The sequence below is a fragment of the Streptacidiphilus sp. PB12-B1b genome (assembly GCF_014084125.1).
In the GTDB taxonomy this organism is placed as follows: Bacteria; Actinomycetota; Actinomycetes; order Streptomycetales; family Streptomycetaceae; genus Streptacidiphilus.
Genome location: NZ_CP048405.1, coordinates 6,513,933 through 6,531,686, shown reverse-complemented (window position 1 = coordinate 6,531,686; position 17,754 = coordinate 6,513,933). Strand labels below are relative to the sequence as shown.

General features: G+C 72.6%; 17 protein-coding genes and 1 pseudogene. 1 reads left to right on the top strand and 17 read right to left on the bottom strand.

Features of this window, described 5'->3' with window-relative positions; all coding sequences use genetic code 11:
- Positions 1-86: 86 nt before the first annotated feature.
- From GXW83_RS28350 to GXW83_RS28280, 15 genes and pseudogenes are all read right to left on the bottom strand, one after another.
- Positions 87-1,902 (bottom strand): annotated as a pseudogene (locus GXW83_RS28350) (type IV secretory system conjugative DNA transfer family protein).
- Between the two features lie 85 nt (positions 1,903-1,987).
- Positions 1,988-2,512: a hypothetical protein gene (locus GXW83_RS28340; RefSeq protein WP_182445889.1), complete on the bottom strand. Its 525-nt coding sequence runs from the start codon at positions 2,510-2,512 to the stop codon at positions 1,988-1,990.
- A gap of 2 nt (positions 2,513-2,514) precedes the next feature.
- The gene (locus GXW83_RS28335; RefSeq protein ID WP_182445888.1) at positions 2,515-2,898 is read right to left on the bottom strand and encodes a hypothetical protein; all 384 of its coding nucleotides are present in this window, start codon (positions 2,896-2,898) and stop codon (positions 2,515-2,517) included.
- An 83-nt stretch (positions 2,899-2,981) separates the two neighbouring features.
- Positions 2,982-3,320 carry a hypothetical protein gene (locus GXW83_RS28330; RefSeq protein WP_182447755.1) on the bottom strand — a complete coding sequence of 113 codons (339 nt, stop codon included), beginning with the start codon at positions 3,318-3,320 and terminating at the stop codon, positions 2,982-2,984.
- A gap of 85 nt (positions 3,321-3,405) precedes the next feature.
- Positions 3,406-5,205 (bottom strand): hypothetical protein, encoded by a 1,800-nt coding sequence (locus tag GXW83_RS28325; protein WP_182445887.1) that lies wholly within the window; start codon positions 5,203-5,205, stop codon positions 3,406-3,408.
- A complete protein-coding gene (locus tag GXW83_RS28320; protein WP_225447300.1) occupies positions 5,202-6,407 on the bottom strand; it encodes an AAA family ATPase in 1,206 nt (401 codons plus the stop codon). Before GXW83_RS28320 ends, GXW83_RS28325 begins: the two co-directional genes overlap by 4 nt.
- Positions 6,404-6,625 carry a hypothetical protein gene (locus tag GXW83_RS34530; RefSeq protein WP_225447567.1) on the bottom strand — a complete coding sequence of 74 codons (222 nt, stop codon included), beginning with the start codon at positions 6,623-6,625 and terminating at the stop codon, positions 6,404-6,406. The genes GXW83_RS28320 and GXW83_RS34530 overlap by 4 nt, the downstream gene beginning before the upstream one ends.
- Before the next feature lie 38 nt (positions 6,626-6,663).
- Positions 6,664-6,921 (bottom strand): hypothetical protein, encoded by a 258-nt coding sequence (locus GXW83_RS28315; RefSeq protein WP_182445886.1) that lies wholly within the window; start codon positions 6,919-6,921, stop codon positions 6,664-6,666.
- A 220-nt stretch (positions 6,922-7,141) separates the two neighbouring features.
- The gene (locus GXW83_RS28310) at positions 7,142-8,716 is read right to left on the bottom strand and encodes an ATP-binding protein (protein ID WP_182445885.1); all 1,575 of its coding nucleotides are present in this window, start codon (positions 8,714-8,716) and stop codon (positions 7,142-7,144) included.
- A 33-nt stretch (positions 8,717-8,749) separates the two neighbouring features.
- Entirely contained in the window at positions 8,750-9,199 is a 450-nt protein-coding gene (locus GXW83_RS28305; RefSeq protein WP_182445884.1) for a DUF6238 family protein, read from the bottom strand.
- 37 nt (positions 9,200-9,236) lie between these two features.
- The gene (locus GXW83_RS28300) at positions 9,237-10,709 is read right to left on the bottom strand and encodes an SCO6880 family protein (protein ID WP_182445883.1); all 1,473 of its coding nucleotides are present in this window, start codon (positions 10,707-10,709) and stop codon (positions 9,237-9,239) included.
- 153 nt (positions 10,710-10,862) lie between these two features.
- On the bottom strand, positions 10,863-12,248 hold the full coding sequence (locus tag GXW83_RS28295) for an ATP-binding protein (protein WP_182445882.1): 1,386 nt from the start codon (positions 12,246-12,248) through the stop codon (positions 10,863-10,865).
- A gap of 32 nt (positions 12,249-12,280) precedes the next feature.
- Complete coding sequence (locus GXW83_RS28290) at positions 12,281-12,967, bottom strand: hypothetical protein (RefSeq protein WP_182445881.1); 687 nt, start codon at positions 12,965-12,967, stop codon at positions 12,281-12,283.
- A gap of 2 nt (positions 12,968-12,969) precedes the next feature.
- Positions 12,970-13,281, bottom strand: coding sequence for a DUF6112 family protein (locus GXW83_RS28285; protein WP_182445880.1), 312 nt, complete (start codon positions 13,279-13,281; stop codon positions 12,970-12,972).
- A gap of 218 nt (positions 13,282-13,499) precedes the next feature.
- Positions 13,500-14,675, bottom strand: a complete 1,176-nt coding sequence (locus GXW83_RS28280) for a C40 family peptidase (protein ID WP_182445879.1) — start codon at positions 14,673-14,675, stop codon at positions 13,500-13,502.
- A 577-nt stretch (positions 14,676-15,252) separates the two neighbouring features.
- On the opposite strand from GXW83_RS28280, the gene GXW83_RS28275 reads away from it, so the two are divergent.
- Positions 15,253-16,005: a site-specific DNA-methyltransferase gene (locus GXW83_RS28275; RefSeq protein WP_182445878.1), complete on the top strand. Its 753-nt coding sequence runs from the start codon at positions 15,253-15,255 to the stop codon at positions 16,003-16,005.
- 94 nt (positions 16,006-16,099) lie between these two features.
- On the opposite strand, the gene GXW83_RS34960 is transcribed toward GXW83_RS28275, so the two are convergent.
- On the bottom strand, positions 16,100-16,816 hold the full coding sequence (locus tag GXW83_RS34960) for a DUF5655 domain-containing protein (protein WP_255431333.1): 717 nt from the start codon (positions 16,814-16,816) through the stop codon (positions 16,100-16,102).
- A 183-nt stretch (positions 16,817-16,999) separates the two neighbouring features.
- Positions 17,000-17,380, bottom strand: coding sequence for a hypothetical protein (locus GXW83_RS28265; RefSeq protein WP_225447299.1), 381 nt, complete (start codon positions 17,378-17,380; stop codon positions 17,000-17,002).
- Positions 17,381-17,754: the final 374 nt, after the last annotated feature.

Here is a 17,754-nt window from a genome sequence, read left to right as displayed (position 1 = left end):
TGGGCGGATCGGGGCGGACCAGGGATGTGCTCTCGCGCGGGACGATGAGGACGGGCGAAGGCGGCCGGTGAAGCCGCTGGCCGGGCTCATACCGCCCGCCCGTAGCGCTCGTGCTTGGCCATGTGCACCGGTTCGGCGACCTCGGCGGTGGCCTTGGCGCGGGCGCGTTCGGTGATGGCGGCCGTCGCAAGGGCGCTGTCGCGGCCAATCGCCTTCGCGCCGGGCTCCTTGTACCAGGGGCGCAGGGTGAGCATCGCCGCCCGCAGCCCGGTGGCGAACAGCAGCGCCTGGCCCTTGGGCAGTGCGCGGATGGCGTCGGGGGGAAGGATCGCCTCGGTGCGCATGGAGACGGAGGTGGAGGTGCCGCCGTCGGACTTGGAGACGGAGACGGTCTGCACCTCGTGCTCGCCGATCAGGGAGGACAGGCGGCCGGCGAACTCGCTGTCGTCGATACCGCTACCGATGATCTTGATGGTGGCGGCGGACCACAGGGAGTCCATGCCGACCTCGCCCCACACCCGCTGCCCCTGGCGGTAGGACTGGAGGATCGTCAGCGGCAGCACTCCGCGCGACCCCAGGTGGGAGTACAGATCCGGCAGGTCGGAGATGCGGCACACGTTGGCGGCCTCGTCGAGCACGCACAGGGCGGGCGGGTCCAGGCGTCCGCCGGAGCGCTCGGCGACGATGACGGCCGACCGCATCACCGCGTCGGCCGCCGCCGCGATGATCGCCGACGCAGAGCCGCCGCCGTCCTTGCTCAACAGGTACAGCGTGTCGCGGGAGGAGGCGAACGCGAACGGCTGGAACTGCGGCAGCCCGGGGTCGGGGGTCACCCACTGGGCGACCTTGGGGTCCAGCAGGCAGCTGGCGTACTGCCTGGCCGTCTCGAAAATGCCGTCCCTGGTCTCGGTCGCACCGGAGACGGTGCCCTGGAGCTGGGCGGCGACCGCGTGGTGGCCGGCGTCACCGAGCAGGTCGACCGGGGTGCGGTCGGCGGGAGAAGCGAGCCAGGCAAGGACGTCGGTGACGGGCCGGCGGTGGCTGGCGGCGGCCAGGAACAGCGCGGCCAGCGTGTTGCTGGCCGCGGTGGACCAGAAGTCGCTGCCGTTGGACTCGTCCACCGAGGCGGCGACGAAGTGGTCGGCAAGCCTTCGGGCACCGGGCAGGTCGCGGGCATCGGCGAGGATGTCCCACCACATCTCCCGGGGGTGGTGGGCGATCTGCTGCGGGTCCAGCACCCACACCGTGCCGACCTTCGCGCGGGCGTCCACGGTCGCGGTGAACGCGTCGTTGGCCGCCTTGTTGGAGGTCAGCAGCACCGGGCCGGGGGCGGAGAGGATCGCGGGGATGGCCAGCGCGCTGGTCTTGCCGGAGCGCGGGGCCATGATGGCGACCATCACGTCCTCCCACGAGGCCCGCACCGGGGTGCGGCCCGGGGCCAGTGTGCCCAGCAGGATGCCGCGGTCAGCGGGCGCGACCTCTTTTACACTCCCGGCCGTTCAGCGTCGGGCGCAGCGAGCGGGCCTTGGCGGTGGCCTCCTTGTCGAGCAGTGGCGCGAGTTCAGCCCTGCGGGCCAGGCCGGTGCGCGGGCCGCGCAGCCGCAGCCACCCCGCCACCCCCGCCGCTGCCAGGGCGGCGGTGATCACGGCGGGTACGACCCGGGCGGCGACCAGCAGCGCGGTGGGGCCGAGGCCGGGCCACAGCTGGGCGGGGTGAGTGATGGCGCCGGTGGGGTTGAACGGTGCCCAGCGGCCGTGGCCGAACAGCCAGTTGGCGGTGTCCCCGCTGAGCCAGGCCAGGGAGCCGTAGACGAGGGCGGCGCCGACGGCGCCGAACAGAAGGTAGAGCAGGGCGTCGGTGCCGGTGGCTGTCGACGGCGTGCTGGTGCGCGGAGAAGGCATGGAGCGTCCAGAGGCGGAGGGGCGAGCGGGGGCTGGGCGGCGGTGCTCGCGGTGCTCTGGTCAGCAGGGTCATCTCGATGGCTCCTCAACGGTGTCGTTCAGCGGGTCGGGGCGCGGCAGCCGGCGGGACTGGCCGGGTGGTCGCGGGTGCGGCTGGGGTGCCGGCGGTGCCGACACGGGTGGCATGGGGGGACCTGGCCAGGGCTGCTGCGGCGCGGACCCGGCTGGGTGGTGGTGCGGTGCCCACGCGGTCGAACGCCTGCGACCGGGGTGCCGGCGGCAGTGGGGCGGCGTGTAGGGCGAGAGACCTGGCGGCGTCCTCCCGGTCCTCGGTCACGTCGACGAGTTCCAGGCCGCGGCCGTAGTTGACCAGCAACACGCAGTCCTGCAGTCGGTTGCGGGTGCCGGTCAGCCAGAGCGTGCCCTCACCGTCGCGCAGGCGCTGGTGGACGGTGAGGTCGCCGGTGGCGATGGCCTGCCGCAGCGCGGCGGCCTCCTCCTGGAACGCCTCCTCCTCCCACTGGCGCTGCAGCTCCAGCGACTCGACGTCTTCGAGGTCGTCGCACTCCGGGCAGATCCCCGGGCACCAGTACCGCCCGCAGTCGCCCATGGCTACCGCGCCCCGGGGGCGGCGTTGACGCCGGCCTGCGGAAGGTCGGTCGCCAGCGGGGAGCCATCGCCCGGAAGGGCGGCATCGAGAAGGGGCGAGCGCCCCAGATCGTCGTTCCAGCTGGCGAGTTCGCTGCTCAGAGCGGTCATCAGTTCCAGCAGCACAGCGTCGGCAACCTCGCCGGGGGCTCCTTCCAGCGCGTGCACGGCGTCCCTGCCGCGCTGCAGCACGGCGTTGAGGTCGGCGAGGAGGAGGCGCTCGGCCTCGAACTGCGGCTGGTCGAGCGCGCCGCCCAGCGCGACCGTCTCGGCCTGGGCCTGGAGGGAGTCGAGCATGAACAGGGCAGCGGCGGACAGCGCGGCGGAGGTGGACTGGTAGGTCGACATGGAAGAACTCCCAAGGGCCGGAACGGGTGAGTGGAAGACCAGACTCTCCGCGAAGGCCGGTTTGGTAAGGCCGGAAATCCCTGCTAGAAGGCGTGGCACCGGGCGAAGGCGGCGCGCTCGGGAATCAGCGCGCACGGTGCCCGGTAGCGCCGTCGCCCCTCCGTGCGGCAGCGGGTGCGGCCGGCGTCGGTGCGGTGCCGGTGGCTGCGGCGGCGGGCGAGACCGCCTTCGCCGCATCCGCACGGCCCGCCCTGGCCAGCCACGAGGCGAACCCCGGCGCGGCGGTCGGCGGCGCGGTTGGACAGGTCCCGCTCCGCACTGTGGCCGCAGGCGTGGTCAATAGTCCAGATCTTCTTCACCCCCGGGGAATTGCGCTTGATGGGCTTGACGTTCGAGATCGGACTGCTGGTCTGGGGCTTCATATCGACTGCTTTCGTTGGAGGTTGGGGGTGATGGCCTGGAGTGCTTGGCGGTGGTCTCGGGGACGCATCCGCCCCCTGCGCCGTCTCAGCGGGTCCTGCGGATGGCGTCTGTGGCCGCCTTGGCGATGGCGGCGGGAGCGCTGGAGGGCTGGGGCAGATGCAGCAAGGTGGTCCCCGGCAAGTGGCGGGAGTTCGCGGTGAGGGTCAGTTGGAGTACGGCGCAGCCGGCGGTCGTGAGGCGCTTGATGCGGGTGACGGCTTGAGCGGTTTGGTCGGGGGTGTAGATGGCGTCGGTGACGATCACGATGAGGCGGCCGGTGCCGGGGCGGCTGAGTTCGAGGCCGTGGTCGAGGGCGTCGAGGGCGTCGCCGAGGTTGTGGCTGCCACCGCGGGCGTCGAACGTCGTCACGCGCTCCGGTGCCCGGTGGGTGGGGCGGGTCAGCGCGGTAAGACTCCTGTCGTAGGCGATGGTGGCGGTCAGGGAGTCGGGGTCGGTCAGGGCTGCTGCGCGTGCCACGATCCAGGCGGCGGACGCGACGGGCGCGCAGGCGGCACGCATGGAGCCGGAGACGTCGACGGCGATTCCCACGCGGAGCGGTGGGGTGGGCGAGCTGCGGCGGCGGGTGTGGGTGAAGGGTTCCGCGGTGGGGACCGACCCGGCCGCGCGCTGGGCGTCGCGGGCCAGGGCCGCGCGCATGTTGAGGCGGCCGGGCGGGGTGGGGCTGGTGCTCCGCTCCTCGCTCCGCTCGCGGTAGGCGGCGGCGCGCAGGGCGCGGCTCAGGCGGGCTGCGGCGCTCTGCTCGGCGGCGGTGGGCCTGCGGGTGCCGGTGACCGGGTTGCCCAAGGGCGCCGGTGTGCCGTCGGGGTCGACGGTCTTGCCGTGGGTGTTGAAGACCGACTTGGCGGTGGCGGCGGCTTTGCGTCGCTGGTCGGCCCGCTGGGTGCGGTCCTGGGCCTGTGCCTCGGACCGGGCGGCCGTGGCGGTGGTCGCTGCCGCCTGTGCCGCGAGTTCGGCGGCGTCGGTGGCGGCCGTGCTGTCCATGACGACCCCCACGGCGTCGGACAGCAGATCGGAGAGGTTTGCCGGCACGGGCAGGGCGGGGGCCGCGGTGTCCAGAGCGTCGCACCATTCCTGAGCGTGCGCGAGCATGGCCGTGGCGTCGTGGTCGGCGCACTGGTGGGCTGCGCTCCAGATGCGGGTGAGGGCGGCCAACAGGTCGGCGCCCAGCACCTGTTCGCACAGGTCGGCGCCGGCCCGGGTCTCGCCGGCGTCCAGGATGCCGACGTCACGGCGGCCGAGGATCAGGGCCGCCACGGCGGCGGCGTGCTCGATGCCCTGGAAGGTGGGGTGGGCGAGGTCGGGCATGACCAGGGTCCGGGCACTGGTACGCAGATAGGTGCGGTCCGTAGGCCGCGTGGTCAGGTGCGCGCCTTCGACACGGCTCTCCTCCAGCAGGAGCGCGGCCTCGACGACGCGGGGGTCCGCTCCGGCGGGCTCCGTCCAGACGGAGTGGGCGGCGTGCGCGGCCTCGTGGACGAGCACTCCCCAGGCGGCGGGATACCGCTCCTCGTCGCCCACGATCCGCGGGTGGACCTCGTGGGGCTGGAGCGGGTCGAACAGGCCGGCGTCGAACTCGACCTCGCCCAGCGTGGGGAAGAACGCGGCCGGTGCGCCGCTGCGGGTGCCGGGGCGGCAGGTGACGAGGAGGTCCTGGCGGCCGGAGAGGGCGACGAGGCGGTCGCCGAGTTCGGCTCCGACGCGCAGCCACGCGTCCGGGGAGGTGCGCGGTTGCGCGGGCGGTGCGCCATCGTCGTCCCAGCGCGCGAGGTCGGCGTCGTCGTCTGGTGTGGTGGCGGGTGACTGGACGTGGTGGTGGGCGCTCATCGCGTGCGGCCCGGGTGTGCGGAGGCGGTGCTGCCCGGGGTCTGCCGGACGGCCGGGGAGGGAAGCTGCTTGCCCAGGGTCAGGGGCTCGATCTTCTTGACGCCGACGGCCTTGATGACGGCTTCGGCGACGGCGTCGCGGTCCTCCACCGGGGCGATGCCGACCAGGTTCCCGAGCGCGGCGTTGGTGCCCAGGACGGCCTCGGTCTTCTGGTAGCTGAGCAGCTCCCGCAGCTGGGGAGCCCAGCCCAGCTCGCCGAGTTCGACCTGGCGGGCGAGGTTGCGGGCGACCCGGACCACCCGGGCGTCGATCCGCAGCGCCAAGGCCAGGTCGTAGTCCGTACCGACCTGGATCTGTACGCTGAAGCGGCTCGACAGCGCCTCCGTCAGCACCGCGCCGTGGACGCCGGGATTGTGGCCCGCCACGACGTAGAAGCCCGGCTCGGCCTTGATGGTCTCGCCCCGGTGGGCCTTGACCTGGATCTGCCTGCGCCCGTCCATCGCGGGATACAGCGACGCCAACACCTTCGGTGAGATCAAGGTGGCATCGTCGATCAGCAGGGCGCGGCCCTCGGTCATCGCGGTGACCAGCGGACCGTACTGGAAGACGTAGCCTCCGCTGTCGGCCTGGGTGTACTCGCCGATCAGGTCGCCGACCGTGGTGTCGCCGTCCCCGGCGACGGTGAGCAGGTCCGGGAACGCCGCCTCCACCAGCGACGTCTTGCCGGTGCCCGGAGGGCCGTAGAGCAGCACCGGCACGTCGGCGTCGCGCAGGCGGTTCAACGCCTCGACATCGGGCAGGTCGGCCAGCTCCCGGGGGTGGTAGAGCTGGCCCCCCGCGCGGCGGATCGGGCCGGTCTGCTTCGGCGTGGCTGCTGCGGGCATGGTCGTGCGGGCCGTGGCCGCCTGGACGCGGGGAGCGTGGGTGCCCGGCGGGCTGATCACAGCGCTCTGCGCGGCGGCGGCGGTCTTCGAGTTCGCACGGAACTCCGGTTGGCCGGTTCCGCTCTGGTCGGCCTCGCCGCGTCGCACCAGAGTGTGGGCGGCGTTGCGGACGGCACCGTGGGAGTGGCCCAGCTGCCGGGCCATGCCCCCGATGGTGAGCGCGTCTGCCGGCCGGTCGGCCAGCAGCCGGGCGACCTTGGCCCGTAGTTCGCCGCCCTTGGTGCGCGCAGGACTGGTGGGCGGTGCGGGCGTGGTCACGACGAGGCCCCTTCAACAGCTACGGGTGCGGGCGGGGTTGGCGACGAGCAGCTCGCCGAGTGGTGGGCAGGCTCGTGCGTCCGCTGCGTACCGGGTTCCGTTGCCCGGCAGGCGCAGCCGGGCGTCTCTTCGAAGCCGTCCTGGAGCAGGATCCGCCGGGCGGCGGCGTTGTAGCTCGTGGTGGTGATCTCGCCGGTAACGGCGTGCCGTATGGGCAGGAACGGTTCTGCTGGTGTGTCGGGCAAGGCGGATCTCCTTACAGCATTCGGGGGTTCAGCGGGTCGCCCGCGGCACGGCGCGCTCCGAGGCGGCCAGCGGCGTGGTGGCCGGCGCGGGTGCGGAGGGCGTGCCGGTAGGCGGGGCTGCGGGCAAGTGCTGCTGCGCGCATCGGCGCACTGCGGCCGAGGTTCTGCGTCGGCGCGGGAGCCGGCGTGGTGCCGAGGGTGCGCTGGGCATCGTCGAGCAGGCCGGTCTCGGCGGCAACGACGGCGCCGGTTTCGCGCAGCTCGCGCATGGCGGCGCTGAGGTTGCCCAGGATCCTGTCCGGGTTGCCGGGCAGTTGGTGCAGGTAGACGTCGAGCGGGCGGTGGTGGTGCCAGCCGCGGCGGCCAGGACCTGCCCGGTTCTGGGCGGGGCGGCGGGGCCGGTGGCGGCGATGACGCCCAGTATCGGGTGCTGCGCGAAGGCGACGTCCGGCTCCGGGGCGGCCGTTTCGGCCAGGGAGGTGTCGAAGCTCATCGCGTCCCACCGCCCGGCTTCACTCGGGGTGAAGTTTCGTCAGTATTCGTGAACCCGCGCGGGTTCGCGTTCATGCGGGCGTCGGTGTCGAACAGGGCGCGCTCGGTGGGATGGAGCAGGTGCTGGACGACGAAGCTGCGTCCGGCGACCTTCCACAGGCCGCGGCCCTTGGGCAGTGCGGCGACTGCCTGGGTCTCGACGCCGGTCAGGCCCAGGAGGGAGGCGGCGGCGGTGAGCTGGTCGGGTTCCTGGCGGTAGATGATCCGGGTCGAGCAGTCCGCCAGCAGTCCCTCGGCCAGGACCCGGCCGCGCGAGCCGGCGTCGCCCGCGCTGAGCAGGTCGGACAGGCGGTGGATGACCATGAGGTTGGCGATGCCCAGGCCGCGAGCCAGCTTCCACTGCTGCTGCATGCGCATGAGCAAGCCGACGTGCCGCATCAGCCGCCACGCCTCGTCGTAGATCACCCAGCGCCGCCCGCCGTCGGGGTCGGCGAGCGCGGACTCCATCCACGCGCTGGCGCAGGTCATCGCCAGCACCAGCGCCGTGTCATCGCCCGTGGTGCCCAGCCGCGACAGGTCGATCGACAACATCGGCAAGGTCGGATCGAACGTCACGGTCGAGGGAGCGTCGAACATGCCGGACAAGTCGCCGTGGACCAGCCGGCGCAGTGCGTGGGCGAGGTCCTGGGCGGCCTCGCCGATGCGTCCGCCGTGGTCGCCCAGCGCCCGGTCCAGCCCGGCGTGATCACCGAGGGCCTGGGCGACGTCGCCCAGCAGCGGCACCGAGCTGGCGGCTGCGGTTGTGGTGACGGCATGGTCCAGGGCGACGTCGAGGGCAGTGTGCTCGACGGGCAGCAGGTCGCGGCCCAGCACGGTGCGCGCCAGCGACGCCAAGAGCAGCAGGCGGCGCTTGCGGACCTCGCCCGCCCAGTCCTCCTCGGCCACCGACGAGGGGCGCGGCGGCGCGTCCAGCGGGTTGATCCGGCCCGGCAGGCCGGGGCCGAGCGCGATGCTGGAACCGCCCAGCGCCAGCGCCAGCTCGGTCCACTCGCCTTTAGGGTCGCTCGGCACATAGACGCGGTAGCCGTGCGCGATGGCGCGGGTGGCAATTGACTTGGCCAGGGCGGACTTGCCCATGCCGATGATCCCGGCCAGGACCGCGTTGGGGTTAGTGAACCCCTCGACGCGCCCGCTGCTGTAGAGCGCGAACGGGTCGAACGTGAAAGCCGCCTCGGCGTGGACGTCGCGCCCGATGAAGATCCCGTCCGAGCCCAGACCGCCTTCGGCAAGGAAGGGGTACGCGCCGGCGGCGACGGCGGTGGTCATCCGGTGCGGCGGCAGCCGCAGTCGGCCGCCGCGCGCCGAGGCCGGCCCCGGCCGCCCGGCGGCGGGGTACTGCGCCCGCAGCTCGACGTCCTCGACCTGCCGCTCGGCGGCCGGGCGGGTACTGGTGGGGATCAGGCGGGCCTTGCGGCGGGCTGCGGCGTAGTCGGCGCGGGCCGCGCGCTGCTGCGCGCGGCTGGTCTTGCGGGGCGTGAACAGCGGGGAGGCACTGGCGCGGTCGTGATGCATGAACGTTTCTCCGTGCAGGGGTTCGGGCGCGCGTCAGCGCTGGACGAGGCCGGTGTAGGGGGCGTGCAGCTCGGCCGGGGTGGTCTGCCGGCGCACCAGCAGGGCGGTGCGCTGGTGGCGCTGGCAGATCGTCAGCTCCGGCGCGCCCTCGGGCAGCCCGACCCGGCACGCCTCCCTGGCCGGAGGTTCGCCGCCGGGGGTGTGCGGGGCGGCGTGGTAGGCGGCGTGGACGTGGTCGGCTGCCATCCACACCCGGGTGCGCGCGGCCCGCAGTTGCTCGCCCTCGATCTCGGCGACGGCGGCGGTGCGGGCGGTGTGGGCGTCGAGCAGGCCGTGCAGGGAGACCAGGTGCTCGTGCAGGCAGTCCAGTTCGGCGCGGCTGGCGACAAGCGGACCTGCGGGGACGTTCAGCGCGCGGTGGAAGTCGAGGGCGGCGGTGGCGAAGGGCACGAAGTCCTGCGCGGAGTCGGTGGTGCGGGACATGACGGTGCTCCTTCCGAAGCGAGTGGCGAGGTGGGGGTCAGACGGCGAGGGCGAGGGGGAGGGCGGCGGCGGTGAACGCTTCGCCCTGCTGCCAGGTCAGCGGGCGCAGGTCGACCTGGGCGCCGACGGCCGCGGTCTCCACCGCCGCGCACGAGGCCCGCAGCTGGTCCTCGGTGTCGGCGGAGACAGTGAGCAGGCCGGTCAGGGCGACGTCGGCGTGGCCGGCGATCAGCTGCCGCTCGCGCAGCTTGATGTCCTGATACTCGATGGAGTCGGCCTCCGACTCCACCCGCCCGCGCCGCGCCCGCTCGGCGGCGTCGGCGATCACGCCGGCCTTCTTGCGCTGCACGTCGCGCAGCGCGGCGTCCAGGCTCTTGGGCTGGTAGGACAGCGAGAGCGTGCGGCGCGAGCCGGCGGTGAACAGCAGCGGGTGCAGGAACCCAGCGGAGGTCTCGGTGCGCGGCCAGTCCTCGACCCAGTAGGTGGCGTGTACGGCGGAGTCGGTGGCGATGTGGTCCGCCTTCTCGACCACCACCACCGGCCCGGCGGCGGCAGGTGCCGCGGTGGGGCGGCCGGTGGCGGACCAGCCGGTCAGCGCGGCGAGCGCCTTGGGGTCGTAGGCGGTGCGCACCACGGCGGCGATCTCCCCGGCAGACAGCCAGCCACCCGGGGTCAGCCCAGCGGTGCGCGCGGCCTGGTCCAGCGCGGAGGTCAGCTGCGCCAGCACGCTGAACGCTCCGGTGAGGCCGCCGCCGGCCTGGTTGATCAGCCGCCGGGCGGCGCGGGTGTCCAGCGCCACCGCGATGTACGCCTCGTGCGGGGCGGCGGCGGGGCCGGCGGTGCGCACCAGGTCGTCGTAGATCTTCCCGGCGACGGGGGCGTCGGGGTTGCCGTGCTCGGCCCAGTATCGGCGCAGGCCGTCGCCGGAGTCGGGGACGGTGCGCTCGATGACCTGGATGCGGGCGACGTGCCCGGTGCGGGCCAGCGCCGCCAGCGCCCGGCCCCATCCGGCGACGTTGCCGTTCTGGGTGTCGGAGTCCAGCAGCGCGAACGCGCGGCTGCTGACCTTGACGACGGCGGTCAGGGTGCCGGTGTGCGGATTATGGACGGCGGCGTAGCGGCGGTCGGGGGCGGTGACCACGCGCAGGCTGGCGGCGGTGCCGGGCAGGTGCAGCAGCCCCTCGCGCACCGGCCGCTGCGAGGGCCGCGCTAGCCACAGCAGTTGCCCGCGCGCCCGGCGCAGCAGGTAGCGGGCGTAGACGGGGGCGAGGTCGGGTAGCGACCGGCTGCGGTAGCGGGCGAAGACCGCCAGCGCCAGTGCTGCCCAGAAGGGGGTCAGGACCAGGGCGGCGGGGATGCCGCGGGTGGCGACGACGGCGAACAGCAGCAGCCCGGACAGGGCGGCGAGCAGCAGCTGAGGGGCGGTCAGGCCGAGCAGCAGGCCGCGCTTGCTGCGGTGGGGGAACTTCACGGCGGCCGGGGAGGAGGCGGCCGGGGTGGGGTCGGGCATGGCGGTTCCAGACGCTGGTGACGAGCAGGGGGCGGCGAGCGGCAGCGTCGTCTCAGGTCCATAGCGATCTCCCAAACGGGGTGCAGAGGTAGGGGTGTGCGGGTGTGGGGGCGGGTAGCGGGGCGCATCCCGCCCCCACGATGGTTGCGGTGGTCAGTCGCTGGGCGGTTGCTGGGGAAAGACCCAGCGTGCCGGAGTCGGTCCGCCGAAAGCGGGCGGCGCCTCCGGTCCGATCGCGGGCGGGATCGGCGCAGCGCCGGACCCGGTTTGAGCAGCCGGAGCGCTGGGAGGACTCGCGGATACGGCAGCCTGTGCAGAGCCGGTGGCGCCGCCGACCTCGCTGGAGCCCCCGCCGCTGTCGTCGCTGCGGCGGGTGATCAGCGCCGGGATGCCAGGGCGGTTGACCAGGGGGAAGCCGCGGTCGCCGTCGCTGCGGGTCTCGCCGAAACGGAACCTGCTCGGGGTGGTCTCGGGTCCGGGGTCGATGCCCTCCTTGCTGAGCCTGCTGCCGGCGGGGTCGATGCCCGAGGCCAGGCCGTCGGCGCCAGCGCCGGGGATCTTCGCCGGGCCTGCGGGCTTGCCCAGGCCGGCCTGCATCGCCAGGCTCCCGGCGGTCTTCGCCGCGCCGACTGCGGTAGCGACGCCGGCGACGCCGCCGCGGTGCAGGTCGTCATGACCGCCGCCCTCGCTGGCCCAGTGCACGAACTTGTAGACCGCGTACGGGCACAGCAGGATCATCACCATGATGGTCAGCCCGGCCAGTGCGTCCGAGAGCGCGGACAGGCCGTCGCTGGAGCTGGTGTTGCCCATGGCGGAGACGCCGAGCAGGAACACGATGGTCATCACGAGCTTGCTGAAGACCAGCGTGGCGGTTGCCTCGATCCAGCCGCGCCGCCAGCGCTTAGCCGCGTCCCAGCCGCCGCCGGCCGCAGCGAACACCGCCAGGGTGACCAGGACGAGCACGCCGACCTTGCGGGCGACCATGACCGCCCAGTACATGAACGCCCCGATCGCGCAGCCCAGCGCCACGAACGAGGGGATCGCCCAGCCGAGTTGAAACATCGGTCCCAGCTCGGAGACGTCGATGATCCGGCGTACCGCGGAGCTGATCGAGGTGCCGGCCATGGAGAACAGGCCGTTGGACAAGGCATCGACCACAGTCACGGCGACGGCGGTGAAGGAGACGGCGCAGAACATGAAGAACACGCCGGTGACCGTGCCGTAGAGCGCTTGGGCCAGCGCCCGCTCGTCGCGCCTCCAGGCGGCGAGGACCAGTTGCAGACACAGCGTTCCCACGACGAGCACCAGCCCGATCGGCATGATCATCTCGTAGTTGTTCCTGAACCACGGGGCGTTCAGGTCGATGGCGGTGGTCGCGTTGACGGCCTTCGCCGCGAGGTCCGCGCCGCTGGCCGCGAGGTCGCCCAGCGACTCGGCGATCCACGCGCCGATGCCGTTGGTGATGGCGCCAGCCGGGTTGTTGGCGAAGTCCACGGCGTCGCAGACGGTGCCCATCAGGGGCAGGGAGCACACTCCCATGAGGGGTTACCTCCTCTCGGTTCGGTGGATGGTCACGGGGCGGGGGCGGGAAGCACGCCGGCCAGGGCGCAGATGGAGTGCGGGCGGCACTGGACGGCCAGGGTGATCGACATGCCCTGCACGCCGCCCCTCGGAGCGCCGTTCCAGCCGATGGTCTGCGTGCCGGTCACCGTCACCGCGTACACGTACGCCTGGGTGATCGCGCCGGGGTCGGCGGCCATGGCCTGCGTGAACGCCTGCGGATAGGCGGCCTTGGCGACCGTGGCGGTGGCGAACTGGCCCTGGGCCGCCATCCCCTCCCAGGTCTGCGCGGAAGGGATGAGCGAATCGACCGAGTCCTTGTCCGCGTACTGCTTCTCCGCCGTCAGCCAGCCATTCAGCGCGGTGACCAGCTGCGGCTGGGAGTAGGCGCGGGTGTCGTAGGACCACAGCGCGAGCGCCGCAGCCTGCGCGTAGGCGACCGGGTCGTCGGTCGCGGGCTGCACGGGCAGTCGGCCCCGGGCCGCGCCGGCGGCCGAAGCCGCCGACGCGGAACCACTGGGCGCGGCAGCCGGGGCCGCCGGTGAACTCGCAGCCGCAGCGGTGCCCTTGGCCGTGCTGCGGTGGCTGCGGGTGGCGTAGCCGATCAGACCGGCCACGCACGCGAGCACCACCAGGACGACGGCACCGGCCAGCAGCCGCAAGCCGGGGCCGCGAGGGTTGAGAGAACATTTCTGCATGGTCACTTCACCTGCGTGCCGAGCGCGGAGAAGAACGTGACCAGACCGTTCGCGGCGCCCAGGAGGAGGGCGACACCGGAGGCGACCAGGACGCCCTTCTTGCCGTTGGCCTCGGCCTGCGGGCCGCCGCTGTGATGGCCCCAGGCCCACACCACGGCACTGACGGCCAGCGCGCCGACGGCCAGGATGATGCCGAACAGGTTGATGCTGCCCATCACGGACTTCAGGACGGACAAGCCCGGGAGGCCCCCGTCGGACGGGGAGACGCCGGGGTTGTAGGCCAGGTGGACCAGGTGGGTGGAGAGGGAGGACACGGTAGCTCCAGTTCGTCCCCGGGCACGGCGTAGCGGCCCGGGGGAAGTGCTGAGAAGGCGGCATGGGGGCGTGGGCCGGTGCAAGGACCCGGCGTGCCGCGGCTCTCAGGGAGCGCAGGAGGAGCGGGGAAGGCATGGAGGAGCTCCGTGTCGGTTCAGGGCGTGCGGGAGCAGCCCGGTAGCAGCGCGGGGTAGGGAGAGAAGAGGGAAAGGGCTGGTCAGACGACTCGGCGCGCGGCCACGATCTCGGATTTCCAGGAGGCCAGGGTGTCGATGGAGACCACCGCGCCGGTGTGCGGCGCGTTGATGATCAACCCGGACCCCATGTAGATCCCGACGTGACCCGGCTCGGCGGCCGTGCCGTCGGTCCCGGCAGTGAAGACCAGGTCACCGGGCTGCAGCGCGTCGACCGAGACCGCGGTGCCCTCGGTGACCTGCTGGAACGTGGTGCGCTCCAGCGTGACCCCGGCTGCCCGGTACGCCTGCTGGACCAGCGAGGAGCAGTCGCAGCGACCCATCGCGTCCGAGCCGTGCGGGTTGGTGCAGTCCCCGCCCCACTGGTACTCGGTGCCCAGCTGCCCCATCGCCCAGCGGAGCGCGGTCTGCACCTGCGCCGGCGCGGTGGCGGGGATGGTGTAGCCCGACGGCACGCTGCCGGCGGGGATGGGGCCGAAGCCCGACCCGTCGTCGTCCGTCGCACAGCCGCCGACCGAGGCGGTCGACGCCGTGGCACCCGCTGACGCGGTCGGCGAGGGGGAACCGCTCGCGGAGGCTGAGGCCGAAGGGCTCGGGGTGGTTCCGGTGTCGGCCGACAGCCTCGGTGCGATGGCCTGCTGGAGAGCGGTGGCCAGCGGCTCCCACTTGGCGTAGGCGTCCGGGTAGGCGGACTGCTGCACCGCCTGGGCGGCCTGAGTGACGGTCAGCGACTGCCAGCCGGGCACCTGCAGCAGGGCCTGGTAGAAGCGGGTGGAGGCGTACACGGGCTGCATGATCTGCTCCGCCGACCCCCACCCCTGCGAAGGCCGCTGCTGGAACAGCCCCAGCGAGTCGCGGTCACCGGAGTCCAGGTTCCGAAGGCCGCTCTCCTGCAGTGCTGTTGCCAGCGCCACCACCTGTCCGCGCGCCGGGACGTGCAGGGCCAGGCCGGTGGCGGTGATCGTCACGGCGTTGGGCAGCTGGACCGACGGGTCGTCCAGGCCCGGCACCGAGACCCCGCTGGCCTTGCCGCCGGCCAGGATCTGCTGCACCTCGGCGGCGACCGCCGAGGTATCCACAGCCTGTGCACCGCTGGCGCACGAGGCGGCGGCGACCCCGGAGGACGCGAACAGCACCGGAGCCGCCAGCAGCAGCGGACCGCAAGCCACCAGGGTCAGCCCGGCCAGGGTCTTCTTCATCGCCGCCGCCGCTCACCACGGCGAAGACGCCGAGGGGCGAGCGGGTCGGGGCGGGGGTGTATCAGGGCGTGCGGCATCGCCGCCTCCTTGCAGGTGGTGGTAGGAGGCGCGGTGCCGGCATCTCGTGGAAAGGCCGCCGGCACCGCGCCGACGTGACTCCGCCCGAGGGGCGGACCCGGGCGTCACCGGGGAGTTGGTAGCTCCCGGACGCCGGTCAGAAGTCGTGCGCGGCAGCCGGCCGCGCTCGTAATCTCAGGTGGAACACCGCAACTCCCCGCACGCCTCGGACCGGATGGACACCGCGCTCCCCGCGCGCCGTGCACAGCGGCGACGGCGGGGGAAAGCACAGCTCAGCGGGGGTGGAGCTGGGCTCCGCCGTGCTGATGACCGAGACATTAGACGCGGATTCCGGCCGCACCAAACGACCCCCAGCGCCAGGGAGCGGGCGGCCGATGCTCGTTAGGTCCGGCCGGAGATCGCGGCTAATGTCCACACAACCCCCTCCGGAACAGCCCTCATCGGGCTGCTCACCGGTGTGCGGTCCTTCGTTCCCCACGCCCTGATTCGAGGCTCCGCCGTGAACTACACCCTGCACCGAGGCGACGCCCTCACCGTGCTCAAGACCATCCCCGACGAGAGCATCCACGCCGTCATCACCGACCCGCCCTACAACTCCGGCGGGCGCACCAGCAGCGAGCGCACCGCCCGCACCGCCCGCGCGAAGTACACCAGCGGGGATGCCGCCCACGACCTGCAGAACTTCCCCGGCGAGAACCGCGACCAGCGCGGCTACCGCTCCTGGCTGACCGCCCTGCTGACCGAGGCGTACCGGGCCGCGGTCGAGCACACGGTGGCGATGGTCTTCACCGACTGGCGCCAGGAGCCCACCACCTCCGACGCCCTGCAGATGGCCGGATGGACCTGGTCGGGCACCATCCCCTGGATCAAGCCCGCCAGCCGTCCCCGCAAGGGCGGCTTCAAGCAGAGCGCCGAGCTGATCGTCTGGGGTGTCAAGGGCACCCTCGACAAGGACCGCGACCTCTACCTCCCCGGCCACTTCATCGCCTCCCAGCCCCGCAAGGGCCGCGTCCACATCACCCAGAAGCCCGTCGAGGTCATGCAGCAGCTCGTCCAGATCTGCCCCGAAAGCGGCACCGTCCTGGACCCCTTCACCGGCTCCGGCACCACGGGCGTGGCCGCCCTGCGCGAGGGCCGGAACTTCATCGGCGTCGAACTCTCCACCCACTACGCCGACATCGCCGAGAACCGCCTGCGCACGGAACTGCACCGAGACGACTACGTCCTCGCCGGCCCCGAAGCCGACGCATGACCCCCACCGCCAAGCCACCGACGGGCCGCAGACGCACGAGGGGCGGTCGGTGCGGCGGAACCCGTCCGCCGCACCGACCGCCCCCGGCTCCTCGTCAGGCCGCCTCGAACGCCCGCCGGAACAGCGGCGCCGCCCGCTCCACGTCCTCCACCGAGGCGACCTTCACCTCCAGGTCCCCCGTGCCCAGGTGACCGATCCCGCGCAGATCCCGGGTGAACCCCTCCACCAACTCCACGGTGTCCGGGTCCAGCCGCAGGGTCACCAGCACGTGCCCCAGCGAGGGCCGGAACAACACGGAACCCAGGTTCCGCATCCTCCGGTAGGCGATGTAGTGCCGCAGCGGCACCACCTCCACCTCACCCCACGCCGACAGAGCCTCGTCCACCTCCCCGTACAGCTCCCGCAGGCACTCCGGCACCGCCACCACCTCCGGGACACCCACCGCAGCCCCGGCCGCAACCTCGGCGATCCCCTCAGACACGGGCTGCTCGACCTCGTCCGCCGCCGCGACCCACGAAACGGAGTCCACCAGATGCAGCGCCAGCAGCCCCTCCCCGCCGTCGTCGAACACCCGGTAGCGCACCAAGTCCACCGGCTCGCGACGCTCCTGGACCATGACCCGGTCATGGTTGGAGAAGCCGGCCGCGACGCACACCGCCCGAGGCCGACGCCAGTCAACCGCCGCCGCAGCCTTTTCGCCGAGCCGCTCACGCACCAGAGCCTCGAACTCCAGCCGCGCCGATTTCAGCCAGGCCACGTAGAACATGGCCTGCGTCACCACCCCGGCATCCACACCGCGCTTGAACTCCACTTTACCGACCGCAGGAGCTCGGATACCGGCTCTGAACTGCGACAATCCATAGACTACATGTCTGTGACGGCGGGTTGGGTTCGATGCTGTCCCTCGTCCGAGTGGTCTCGGTTGTCCGGACGCTCCGATGTTGGCCTGCAGTCGGCGTAGCCGACGTTCCCAGCTGAGTCCACGTGAAAATGCTCACCGAGGCGTAGGCACGGTCAGCGCGGGCAGAGCGAGGACGCGCGCGAGGGCGGCGGTGACAGCGGTGGAGTGGGCAGGTAGGTACTGAGACGCCCAGTTGGCGGCAAGCGCCAGGAAGCTGTTCAGGTCTTGCTCGGCACCGCCGAGCAGATGGCGGAGCTCGGTGACAGTCAATTCGATCACCGGGCTGTCGCTCTGCTCGGCGTTGACGGTCAGCCGAACGGTGTCGCCAAGTCGCTCGGCGAGCGCGTCGGGGTCGTGGCCGAAGGACGCATGGCCGCTGCCGTCGACGACTTTGCGCCAGTCATGCCAATCCTCCAGCCCGTTGGAGCAGCCGGGGCGGAACGTGGTGCCCGTGGAGCTGTCCGTGACCCGCAAGCCGCCGGCTGCGAAGAGGTCGTCGAAGGTCAGCAGTCCGTTTAGGAAGGCACCGCTGTCCCGACCTCGGTAGGGGAAGTCCGTCGCTCAGCGGCAGGTGGCTGAACGGCTCGATCTCGGCGACGGGCCAGAGGACGAAGCCGTCGGGCATGTAGATCTCCAGGACGGGCTGCATCACGATCACCTGTGAAGTGTTCCGCATCCCTTGCCCAGACCGCCCAATGATTACGCCTAAGCGGCCGCGGTGACGTCCTCTGCTGATCGTCGGACGCAGATCTGTTGAAGGGTCAGTGCCCGGACGGGACCGACTTGTGGATCTGCTGGATCACCCACCCAAAGCGAACCGCACATCGCCAAGACCGCTTAGCGCTAGT

Bases quoted from the DNA above. Each gene is read 5' to 3' on its own strand.
- GXW83_RS28315 (WP_182445886.1), bottom strand. From the start codon at position 6,921: ATGCGCGAGCTGCGCGAAACCGGCGCCGTCGTTGCCGCCGAGACCGGC.
- GXW83_RS28300 (WP_182445883.1), bottom strand. From the start codon at position 10,709: ATGCCCGACCCCACCCCGGCCGCCTCCTCCCCGGCCGCCGTGAAGTTC.
- GXW83_RS28325 (WP_182445887.1), bottom strand. From the start codon at position 5,205: ATGAGCGCCCACCACCACGTCCAGTCACCCGCCACCACACCAGACGAC.
- GXW83_RS28295 (WP_182445882.1), bottom strand. From the start codon at position 12,248: ATGGGAGTGTGCTCCCTGCCCCTGATGGGCACCGTCTGCGACGCCGTG.
- GXW83_RS28290 (WP_182445881.1), bottom strand. From the start codon at position 12,967: ATGCAGAAATGTTCTCTCAACCCTCGCGGCCCCGGCTTGCGGCTGCTG.
- GXW83_RS28335 (WP_182445888.1), bottom strand. From the start codon at position 2,898: ATGTCGACCTACCAGTCCACCTCCGCCGCGCTGTCCGCCGCTGCCCTG.
- GXW83_RS28305 (WP_182445884.1), bottom strand. From the start codon at position 9,199: ATGTCCCGCACCACCGACTCCGCGCAGGACTTCGTGCCCTTCGCCACC.
- GXW83_RS28330 (WP_182447755.1), bottom strand. From the start codon at position 3,320: ATGAAGCCCCAGACCAGCAGTCCGATCTCGAACGTCAAGCCCATCAAG.
- GXW83_RS28340 (WP_182445889.1), bottom strand. From the start codon at position 2,512: ATGGGCGACTGCGGGCGGTACTGGTGCCCGGGGATCTGCCCGGAGTGC.
- GXW83_RS28280 (WP_182445879.1), bottom strand. From the start codon at position 14,675: ATGAAGAAGACCCTGGCCGGGCTGACCCTGGTGGCTTGCGGTCCGCTG.
- GXW83_RS28310 (WP_182445885.1), bottom strand. From the start codon at position 8,716: ATGCATCACGACCGCGCCAGTGCCTCCCCGCTGTTCACGCCCCGCAAG.